The 10,673-nt window shown below is 34.4% G+C and carries 8 protein-coding genes; 4 read left to right on the forward strand and 4 right to left on the reverse strand.

All coding sequences use genetic code 11. From position 1 onward, the window contains the following. Positions 1-315: 315 nt before the first annotated feature. From CF596_RS13585 to CF596_RS13595, 3 genes are all read right to left on the reverse strand, one after another. Positions 316-1,266 carry a hypothetical protein gene (locus CF596_RS13585; RefSeq protein ID WP_096902781.1) on the reverse strand — a complete coding sequence of 317 codons (951 nt, stop codon included), beginning with the start codon at positions 1,264-1,266 and terminating at the stop codon, positions 316-318. Beyond that, entirely contained in the window at positions 1,259-3,136 is a 1,878-nt protein-coding gene (locus CF596_RS13590; protein WP_171325015.1) for a DNA methyltransferase, read from the reverse strand. Before CF596_RS13590 ends, CF596_RS13585 begins: the two co-directional genes overlap by 8 nt. A gap of 152 nt (positions 3,137-3,288) precedes the next feature. Beyond that, on the reverse strand, positions 3,289-3,552 hold the full coding sequence (locus CF596_RS13595) for a hypothetical protein (RefSeq protein ID WP_096902783.1): 264 nt from the start codon (positions 3,550-3,552) through the stop codon (positions 3,289-3,291). Positions 3,553-3,868: 316 nt separating this feature from the next. Here CF596_RS13595 and CF596_RS13600 point away from each other — a divergent pair, with 316 nt between their 5' ends. Continuing rightward, the gene (locus CF596_RS13600) at positions 3,869-4,387 is read left to right on the forward strand and encodes a hypothetical protein (RefSeq protein ID WP_096902784.1); all 519 of its coding nucleotides are present in this window, start codon (positions 3,869-3,871) and stop codon (positions 4,385-4,387) included. A 2-nt stretch (positions 4,388-4,389) separates the two neighbouring features. Here CF596_RS13600 and CF596_RS13605 read toward each other — a convergent pair whose 3' ends face one another. Then, positions 4,390-5,223: a hypothetical protein gene (locus CF596_RS13605; protein WP_096902785.1), complete on the reverse strand. Its 834-nt coding sequence runs from the start codon at positions 5,221-5,223 to the stop codon at positions 4,390-4,392. A gap of 2,329 nt (positions 5,224-7,552) precedes the next feature. On the opposite strand from CF596_RS13605, the gene repM reads away from it, so the two are divergent. From repM to CF596_RS13625, 3 genes are all read left to right on the forward strand, one after another. After that, positions 7,553-8,485 carry a replication initiation protein RepM gene (gene repM, locus CF596_RS13615; protein WP_096902786.1) on the forward strand — a complete coding sequence of 311 codons (933 nt, stop codon included), beginning with the start codon at positions 7,553-7,555 and terminating at the stop codon, positions 8,483-8,485. A 64-nt stretch (positions 8,486-8,549) separates the two neighbouring features. After that, entirely contained in the window at positions 8,550-9,095 is a 546-nt protein-coding gene (locus CF596_RS13620; protein ID WP_096902787.1) for a plasmid replication DNA-binding protein, read from the forward strand. A 226-nt stretch (positions 9,096-9,321) separates the two neighbouring features. Continuing rightward, the gene (locus CF596_RS13625) at positions 9,322-10,275 is read left to right on the forward strand and encodes a hypothetical protein (RefSeq protein ID WP_096902788.1); all 954 of its coding nucleotides are present in this window, start codon (positions 9,322-9,324) and stop codon (positions 10,273-10,275) included. Positions 10,276-10,673: the final 398 nt, after the last annotated feature.

The following is a 10,673-nucleotide window of genomic DNA, read 5'->3' on the forward strand; positions in this document are numbered from 1 at the left end:
GGGCTATTTTTAAGCCATTTTTGTACGCTTTGACGTACAGTAATTTAAGGAATCTGCTTCTAGCTGATCAAAGCGTTATTTCTTATGATGAAGCCATAGAGAGCAGGAAGCTCCAAACAACAAGAATAAAAAAGATCAGCACAAGGATGGTTAGGTACGACAGGAGTTATACCTTGCAACCAAACACAAAAAACCCCGACAGGATGTCGGGGTTTTTTATTACCAAAATTTGATTCGCATAATTCGTATTATGTTAATTTTAGCGAAACTTAACTAATAAAAACCCATTTTTTGATTCTATTAGAAATTTTCAAGCTAAAGGTATTTTAAAAATAATTGCATATTATGTTCATCACTAACCCCTTGTAGAGTAGTAATAAGTGCTTCATAAGCATCATTATTAACTGTTAAGCAAACTGCATACTCAGGCTCTACTGAAGTATTATCAACCGCAAAGTCTTTGATAGATGTTAATAAAAATTCACTCAACTTCTGTTTATCATGTATATCAACAAGTTTTTCTAATCTTTGAGCTGTTAATTGTGAAACCCATAGTCCAATATCACTATCAGATAACATTTCACTTTGCACTCTGAAATAATACAGATTAGGATCACTAGCTGCTGGAATATCAAAGTAAGGCTGTATTTTTGCACCTGCATCAGTAGTAACTGAGTAACGCTTTAATTTAGTTTTCTTATCATAAATCCATAAAGATTTACTCTCTTTTCTGCTACCTCTAGCTTTCGTGATATTCCATTCAGCAAAATAATTTTGAGGATTTGGAATAAACATTTCCTCTTCAAAATATAGAAATTCTCGTAATTCTGGCTCCCATAGCACCCATGCTGATCTCATATCAGCAACTTGTCTATTAGAAGCATCTTTTACTTTATTTGTTCTATCTATAATTAACTCAGCATACTGTTTTAATACACTATTTTTAGCATCCTCAGCTGATAAGCTACTATCTATTCGAATTGATCGAGTAGCTGCCGGATGCATTTTCGTTGTTCCGCAGTTTTCTTTAATCGATTCTTTATGTGAACTTTTTACTCTATACAGTTTTATTTCTACACCAAGACCTTGATAATTAATATCAATATTTAAATTGCTCCAGTTACTTCTAGGAATATTTTTCGCTTGGCAATAAGCATCCGTCCAATCATCTTCTTCCAATTTTCTTCCCATCATACCAACTACTTTTGTAGCCAATACAAGTTTCATTCGAACAAATTCATCGCTAGAAAAAGCAGGCTTAAGCATTAATTAAAATCTCGTTTAATTTTGATCTAAAATCAGAAAAATCAACAACTTTAACACCATTTGATAAGCTTTGAGCAACATAGCGACTATATAATGTCCTAAAATCGATTTCTTGCTCTCTTTTTACATGTAAGTAATTGATATATGGTGTTTTTTCTTTACTTAAGTTCTTCACAAATGATTCAATATTGAAATTACTATCTACACGTCCAAATCTACTATCTGGATTACTAATTTTTCTACAATGCAGCATTAAATCAGCACCAGCGGTATTTTCACTAACAAATTGTTTAAATGTCCCATGCTTCTTATCAAAGATATTAACTTTTTCAATAATAAAACCTGAATCTTGAATAGCCTTGTGTAAAGAACTCCATATCTTTTCTGAGGAATTCATAAACACCAAAACCATCCATTGATTAGTTTTTAGAACACGATATGCCTCTTTTAGACTTAAAGTCATCAGATCAGTATATTCTTCAACGCCCTTTTTCTGTACTTTACTAACAATTGCTTCATTCTTAGAGTCTGTAAAGACCCCTAACCATGATTCCCATAAGATATTCATTTCGCTATAGTTAATAAACGATCCAAATGGAGGGTCTGTAAAAATCAAATCTACTGATTCATCTGGCAAAAAACTCAAATTTGTAGCACTACCCGTATGGATTACTGATTTTCCAGTATATTTTTGAGCTGTCGATTTGAGATGATCTAAGATATTTTTACTTTTTCTTTCAAAAGTTAGATATACATTAGCTTCATTAAAAATTTGTGGAATATTGAAGTTGGCTGTATTACTACTTCCTCCCCAAAATCGGTATTCAGAAGTCTTAGTAACTCTCTGATAGAGTGAAGTAAATGTAAAAGTAAGTAGACTAGCTATTTCTTTATCAGCTACCAAACCTATAGCCTGCCAAATAGAACTACATGCTACTAAATTACGTGCTGTATAAAAATCTTTAATATTTTTGATACCGTGTCGTTTCGGTTGATTTAAATTTACTCCATCAGGAATTTCTACATCTGGATATATCCCCTGATAATTCTGAACTAAATCTTCGCTTTTTTTAATATTTTCATAATCAGAAACATCTAAAGAGTGTTCTTTAATTTGTTTAGAACAACACTTATATCCAAGAAAAACAGGTTTAGTATCTAATCTATTTAAATAAGATTTATTGACCTCTTTCAAACAATGAGGACAGTCAAATTTTTTTAATAATTTATGCTCTTTTACATTAGAGCCATATTTTCTGCAATGATCCCATAAAACAAATACACCATTACAGTGATTGCATTCGAGCTCATATGACCAAACTACATATAAAATTTCTGTTTTAGTTGAACACTCTCGACAAGTAGTTGTGTACAAAGTATCTCTAACTTTTTTGGTTTTATTTAAAACAAACTGAATTCCAGCTTGATAATCTTGTGGATCAACATACTTTAAAAAGTTTGATTCAATAAATGATGCTGCTGGAGATAACTCATTAAGAATAACGTCATATCCATTTGCAGATGCAGCAACACCAGTCATACCACTCCCCGCAAACGGATCCAGAACAACTCCTCCATGCGGTAAATAATATTGGATAACTTTCGAAATCCCTTGCGGAGGAACTTTTGTATGATACGTATGTGCATCATAAGTATATGTATTCTTTCCAGCGCTAATATCCTCATCTAAAGGCTTATTAACTAATTCAATATGCTTCTTATTCGCCAAAATATCTTCTAATTTTTTTTCACTATCTCCCCAGAAATCATTTTTAAAGATCTCTTTTATAATTGATTTTCTTGATGAAGAGAGCTCTTCAAAATTATTATCTTTTAACACAAGATCAAGCTGATCATTAGAATTGCCCATAAAGAACGAAAACGCATTGACATAGGAACATGTAACCATTCTAACACTAGGCTATAGACACCTCACTTCTAGTAATCAAATCTTTAATCAAGTGCTGTTTATTTAACATAAAATCTCTTATACGAAATTTGAATTGTAAGTCCCAGTTAGCTTCAATCTTGGCTTACTTTACATTTTTTAATTTTAAAAGTTCCACGACTCGCTACTCGTTGAGCAAGTTCAGGATTACGACCTGCTAGGTGTTTAATCACAATTGGGGGAGCGCCAACTTCCTTAAGTAAAACAGTATCGTTTTCAACATACAGAACTGGTCCACTTTGAGCTGCGGTAATAAAGCTTTCTCGAAGTGCACAAGCTGCCTGAGAAGCAATTTCTCTCTCATCGTCATTTTCATTAATTAGATTTACTGCTGACATTGACGTAATCCTGAGTAAAGCCTACGTAAATCATATTCTAAGTCAGGTAGACAGGATAAAGAACTAGAGACCTTTCTAATGCTTTGATCGACACACACAATAGCTTCTTTTCAAATCAAGGTAGGTATTATGTGTGATCTGAATTTTATATTTAATTTCAATAACTTATAAATATTAATATTTGAGTTTTATTTTTGCTACACAAATACAATAACATTTAAAATCAAATACTTATATTATATATAAAATTTAGAGCTTAACATCACACATAATACCTACCTAACTACCTTAGTTACAGTCAGGACTCTGATCCCACATGATGAAAATTAAAAATATGGACTCGTTTAAGCTGTCCTATATGTACTTCTTTCCCGTGGTGTTTTTCCCATTTTTAAATATCTACCAATTTAGAAACAATCCAGACCTTCAATCATGGCTATTCAGTAACTTACTGATCAGCATTACAGTAATTTTGGTCCCACTTTGCCTTAGTTTAAGCATGCTTATCACTAAGTTTTTATACCAAGATCACAACAAAAAAATGAAATACAACGCCATGGGGCTTGGGCTGTTGTGCCTAGTTTTTCTCATGGGCAGCAACTACTACCAGTTCCATAAATTTACAGCAGGAACGGACCTCAGCATAGATTTTTACCGCATGGCGTTAATGCTGAGTTTCCTGATCGGATGCTTTGTATCAAGCGTCTGCTTTGCCTTGAAATATAAGCAATATTCAAAAAAATATGACACAGACTTCAACCTCAAAACCCAAAGATTCATGCTGAGTGCATCCCCACTGTTATTGATCGCCATCACAGCCATCTTTGTGGTTTAAACCTACTTTTGAAGATCCTCAAAAAATGCCGTCATTTCCTGAAAATTACTGACCAAACGCTTAGATTTCCGCTCATACGAAGGCACCGACAGTTCTACTTTGGACTTCCGGTTCAAATACTTGAAGTACAGCGGAAAAACTTGCTTATTGAACTTAAACACATCCTCCCGAACGCCCCTAAACCCCGCCAATTTCGCCACCCGAGACAACTCAGCCATGACCATACTGTCCTGTTTATCAGGACTCTTGATCTGTTGGGCTTTCTTAAAGGTAGCGACCAGTTGCTCACTCTTAAGTTCCAGAAACTTCTTGTGAATGCGCCACGTCCAACCCGTGGTTCTATCAATTTCTTTCTGTTTGCGCTGTTCAACCGTAAACGGTAGGTTAACCAGCTCATAGACTGGAGCAGACTGCTTATTCTCTCCAACCTGAATGGCGGTACGATAGATTAGCCGGTTCTGACGATCTTGGACCGATTCAAACGGCTCTAACTCAGACTTATCAAGTCCATAAGCAATTCTCAGCAACTCCGAACAATCTTGCTTTTTTTCGCGAAGTTCCTCGGGAACTGTACACAATAAACAAAGTCGAACCTTCTCAATTTTGAGCAGACTTTGATTGAGTAAAACAATCAGATCCACCACTGGTTTCTGCTTTAAACGGTAATTTCTTTGTCTGGCAGTTTGATTCAAATCATACCTTTTTTGAAACTTCTCAATGATGCTTTCAGCACGATCAAGCGGCACATCAAGCTGAAAATAATACTGTGTTTCGCGGCTCACTTTATCCAAAATGTCGGCTAAATACTCGCTCGTTTTGACACAGTAATAGATCATTATAAAGTCCAGTTTTTTTGGTAATTCTGTCGGACAGATTTTAGCATTTTTATGTTTTTTTAGTAATTCTATCGGAGTGCTTATTTTGTAATGCTTTGGACTGCGTTTAGCAGTCCCTTTTTAGGTGCAGATGTAGGTTTATAAATGGTTGTTCCTGCAAAATTTGATTTTGGCACTTTTTCAGGTATAGTAAATGCATCTGATTGCTTCTTAAGCTTTTCTGATTCTGAACCTGTAGCGCAAAAAAGAAAAATCATCTTTTAAGTCAGCAGAGACCATTAGTAGGAATTTTAAAGTGAATCATCAGATCGTTATCCGTATGCCAACGGAGTCCTTTCATGATCAGCGATAGCACATATTTTTTGGCTACTCGCATATTGTCTTTGTTAGATTCCCTCTAACGTTCAAAAATTACGTCTAGCGTAGTTTGTCCATTTTTGCGCCTATTTTTGGCTTTTAATGTTCGGCAAGTTACCGCTGCCGAGACGTTTTTTCACTATTTCAAACTGCTAGGAGCACTAACCATGTTCTGATCGGTGAAGCTGCATGCTGGGGAAACCTCGCTGGTGCGGCTACAACGGGGGCTAAAGAGTGAAATTCTCTTTTTCTACCCAATCAAAAAATTGAACAAGATTAAAGTTGTTGGGCGACGTAGACACGGGCGCTTTGGTGACAAAGCACAACCCTGTTTTAATTGAAGTCAGAGTTGAGATCACGGATGATTTCAACGCTAAAATGACTGCCTTTTGCATGAGTGATTTTGCGATGGGCACAGCACAGGTGGGCGACTAAAAGTGAGCCGAAAGGCGATCAAGACAGAGAAAAACTGTCAGATGTCAGATTTTAAAAGGGTCATGGACATCGGGTACTTGTAAATACATAAGCAAGATTCGTCGAATAGCTTAAGCCTGTAACAGCATCTACAGTAGAACCTGATAGATGCTTTGCTGAAAATTTTGATAGCACGGTAACTCTAAAGAGTCTTTAGTCGGTGTAAGTGGGATCTTGGAACAACTACCCATGAAGCGCCAATGGACGAGACGAGTGTAACGAGTAAGACTTGAGCGAAAGCGAGAAGCCGGGCATCCGAGTGACAATTAAGACTAATACGGGAAGTTCGCTAAATATTTGTTTATTTAATTCTTTTAGTTGGTGACTGTAAGATTTAGACAAATTTTAGAGGATGGGAGATCAGTTGAGTAAAGCGACGTTTCTGTCGGGAGCATGAATATTCGAGCGAATAAAAACGTAAGGGTATACATGAGTAATGAAAGGTTGAGCCGGTTATGTGTTTGATTAGTGAAAGAAATAGCAGTTGTGGTGACTGCAAGCGGACTGGTAATCCGTGGAAAAATTTTTGTATGTTATGAAATTTAACTGAGAATTAAACAGAAATAGCTCTGTTTAATGCTGTCGGTGCAGATTAATCACATGCATTCATTTTTAAAAAATGACCGTTAAGACTGAAAAGTCTTAGCGGTTCATCTTTAAAACGCTCTATTTTGCGATTTAAGCAACTTTATAATAAAAACCACCATTTCATCAGATACTTTTGAAATTGGGCTAAAAAGTGCCATTTTAAGCCTTGTATAGGCATTTACAGAGCGAGTGTCTACGAGCGAACCACTAAAATTTGCACCTAGACACCCTGAAAAACCGCTTTTTAGGCTGTGAAGCCTAAATAAGCGTAAATCACATGCAGAAAATTGACCCTAGACCGAGCGTAGCGAGTAAAAAAGCTCTATGAGCGAAGCGAATTCCGAGTTGCTTTGGATTTTTCTTAAAGTCACGTCAACATAAACCAAAAAATTGCCCCTACGAATCGAGCGAAAGCGAGATTCAATAGAGTTTGAGCGTAGCGAAAACCAAGGGCAATTTTGAATGAAAAAGGTTTTTAATGTTTTTAAATGCTTTTAAATGCTTTTAGACACGCTGAAAGCCTTATATAGCAAGCATATTATGAGTTATATAGCAACGTTTGCTCGGTTATATAGCAACGTTTGCTCGGTTATATAGCAACGTTTGCTCGGTTATATAGCAACGTTTGCTCGGTTTATAGCAACAAAATATATAAATGTTGCTATATAATTTTAATTCATTTAAAATCAATAACTTAATTTTTTGAAAAATTAAAAAAATCACTAAAGTATTGTTTTTTTGCGGTATATGACAACATTTTCTCGGTTAAAAAATATAATTTAAACAATATAAATTATTGAAATATAACGATTTTTAAAAAAGTCACAATCAGAAAGATTTTATTTATTTGACAACTTCTTAATATAGTGTTGTTATAACAACAATAATTTTAATTGTTGCTATAATTGCCATGCAGAATAAAGATCTTGTTGTTAAATCTAATAAATTAATACAGGCACTTCAGTCTTTAACTTTATCTGAAGCAAGACTAATACAGTTAGCAATCATTGATGCCAGAGAAACAGGAAAAGGGCTTACAACTGAACAACCACTTGAATTAAATGCAGCGAGATATGCTAAAGCCTTCAATACTACGCTTGATGCAGCATATTTAACATTATTGGAAGCTGAAGAGACTCTTTTTAAACGACAATTTACTATTCAAAATGAAGATGGGTCAGTAACAAAAAGTCGATGGATACAAGATGCAAATTATAAAAAAGGTGAAGGTCGCATTTTACTTACATTAACAAGAGTTCTTATTGATCAAGTCACGAAAATTGATGGCTTTGAAACATATTTTACTAGCTATCATCTAAAACAAACTGCAAATTTTAAGAGCATTTATGCTGTTCGATTATACGAGTTAGTCAAGCAATGGAAAAATGTTGGCTATACACCTATTTTTAATACAGAAAAGTTTAGAGAACAACTTGGTATCGGTATTAATGAGTATGCTCGAATGGAGGCATTTAAGAGACGTGTTTTAGATGTTAGCATCGAACAAATTAATGAATTTTCAGATATAGAAGTTGAATATCAACAACATAAAAAAGGTAGGTTGATAGAAGGCTTCTCATTCGCATTTAAACAAAAGAAATTAAAAACAAAACAAACTAAAAAAAATACTGAGATCAATTTAGAAGAACGTGCTCTTAAAATGACAATAGCTCAGCGCCATTTTTTTGCAAATAAACTCTGTCGATTACCAGAGCTAGGGAAATATTCACAAGGGACAGAGAGCTTTGACCAATTTGCAGTAAGAATTGCTGAACAGTTAAGCGATCCTGTGAAATTAAAAGAATATTTACCATATCTTGAGCAAGTTGGATTTACAGCTTAACTGTCAATTGACATTGTCAAGTTAACAGTCAACTATTAACACAAGTTGACTGTTAATTTACATTATGAAAAAACTATCAGTTTCAGAGTTAGCTAAGCTATATGGATTTTCAAGACAGGCCATATATGCTCATATAAATAAAGGAAATTTATCTAAAGGATCAGATGGGTTAATTGACTTTTCTGAGGCAATCCGCGTTTTTGGTGAACCTCAACCAAAGGAACCAAGTGTCAATCAAAGTCAATCAATTGACAGTCAACATCTGACAGAAGTTGACATGCTTAAACGTCAAGTTGACATGCTTGAAAAACAATTGAATCAAGCTTTGCTTCGAGAAAACCAGTCCTTAGAACGAGAGTCTTTCTATCAAGAACAAATTGAGGCAATGCAACGTCTTTTGGAAGCTCCAAAAACCAATATGACTACGTTTACCGATCAAAACCCAGCGCAACCGACTGGATCTCCAACTGATCCAGAACCTGAGCCAACTACAAACAATGGTGAGGTTACTACACCAGAACAACCGAAACGCTATCCAGTGGCAGAACAGATCGATCCAGAACCCGAGCAACGCGGCTTCTGGAGCAGGTTTTTCAAGCCATATGGGTAGGGTGATTGTTCACGGCAACTAATCAAAAACGTGGAACAATGTTCAAAAAACATACGTGGAACGTGAAAAATCATAAAAAAAGCCCAATCGGGCTGGATTGGGCTATAAACTTTAAAATAAGTGTTTGAATTAAAAAGAATAAAAAAGCGATTTCGCATAAGGTGTATTATGTTAATTTTAGGAAAATTAAATTAATAGATTATTTTTAAATCTACAGTGAGCTTATATGAAAGCAGTAATTAAGTTACAACAATTAGCAGCGAACCCAGACATAAAAGTTTCAGAGTTATTAAATCATGCTTATTTAATATCTTCCAAACTTGATGTGAAAGAATTTTCTGATTGGTGTAATAAAGAGTTAAGTGGCTATATATCAAATAATGAAGATATTCCAAATTATAGACTTGTCAGAGGCAGTATATATGCTTCAGCTGTTGATAAAGCTACGATACCTGTTGTAATTAGTGGTCCAGAATGGGCGAAGTATACTGATGTAAAATTAATTCATGATCCTATTCCAAAGTTAGAAAGCTGGATTTATTCAGATGATAAAAATTTTATCAATCTTCGATTAGATCAAGGTTTAGAAGAACGTTTATTACGTTTCTTTGATGATCAGGATAATCAATTGATTCAGAAGATGGGTATGCAAAATAGTCCATTTTCCGACAATCTCAGATCTGGTTATCAACCTTTCTTAAGCATTAGTAAAACTGACATATGCAATATTCTATCTAGTATTAGGAAAATCATTTTAGATTGGTCAATAAATCTTGAAAAACAAGGTGTTACAGGTGAAGATTATATTTTTACAGATAAGGAAAAGCAAATGACTCAAAATATTAATTATCATATTGCTAATGTAGGTAATATGGCTAACCACAATGAAAACTCAACAATTAATCAAAAATCAACTAATACAGTACAAGTTATAAAAGGTGATTTTAATTCTTTAGCAACCAAATTAAAAACTTATGGGGTTGAAGAATCAGACATTCAAGATTTACAAAAAATTATTGATGTTACTCCAACTCCCCTATCTCCTACAGAATATAGTGCAGATGTAAATAGTTGGATTGGTAAGATTACGGTTAAAGCTTTAAGTGAATCTTGGCAAGTGACTAAGGATATTGGTGTTGCTGTCTTTGCGGAGTTAATTAAAACCTATTATGGAATTTAAAAAAAAGTCCACGCTATCTAATAGTGGGCTCTAACCTCAAATTTAAAAATTTTGATAAAATTTTTAGATGAAGCTCTTTATTTAACATAATGGTGCTTATACGCAATACACTTGTATATTAATATAAATATCAGATACTTAATAAAACCATAAAAATCCAAAAAACATAAAAAAGCCGACTTTGAAACAAGTCGGCTTTTTTATGAGCGGTTTTGGAATGTTTTGCCAACATTTTTGATCAAAAAACACTCAAAACAGAAAATCACATACAATCTATAAGGCTTTCAGCCTGAAAAAAATCCACAATTTCTGCGGATAAATCTGGGGCTATTTTTAAGCCATTTTTGTACGCTTTGACGTACAGTAATTTAAGGAATCTGCTTCTAGCTGATCAAAGC

This window comes from Acinetobacter sp. YT-02, assembly GCF_002412355.1.
Classification (GTDB): Bacteria; Pseudomonadota; Gammaproteobacteria; order Pseudomonadales; family Moraxellaceae; genus Acinetobacter; species Acinetobacter towneri.

Coding starts and splice junctions, on each gene's coding strand:
- CF596_RS13590 (WP_171325015.1), bottom strand. CDS start 3,136: ATGGGCAATTCTAATGATCAGCTTGATCTTGTGTTAAAAGATAATAAT.
- CF596_RS13585 (WP_096902781.1), bottom strand. CDS start 1,266: ATGCTTAAGCCTGCTTTTTCTAGCGATGAATTTGTTCGAATGAAACTT.
- CF596_RS13625 (WP_096902788.1), top strand. CDS start 9,322: ATGAAAGCAGTAATTAAGTTACAACAATTAGCAGCGAACCCAGACATA.
- CF596_RS13620 (WP_096902787.1), top strand. CDS start 8,550: ATGAAAAAACTATCAGTTTCAGAGTTAGCTAAGCTATATGGATTTTCA.
- repM (WP_096902786.1), top strand. CDS start 7,553: ATGCAGAATAAAGATCTTGTTGTTAAATCTAATAAATTAATACAGGCA.
- CF596_RS13605 (WP_096902785.1), bottom strand. CDS start 5,223: ATGATCTATTACTGTGTCAAAACGAGCGAGTATTTAGCCGACATTTTG.
- CF596_RS13600 (WP_096902784.1), top strand. CDS start 3,869: ATGATGAAAATTAAAAATATGGACTCGTTTAAGCTGTCCTATATGTAC.
- CF596_RS13595 (WP_096902783.1), bottom strand. CDS start 3,552: ATGTCAGCAGTAAATCTAATTAATGAAAATGACGATGAGAGAGAAATT.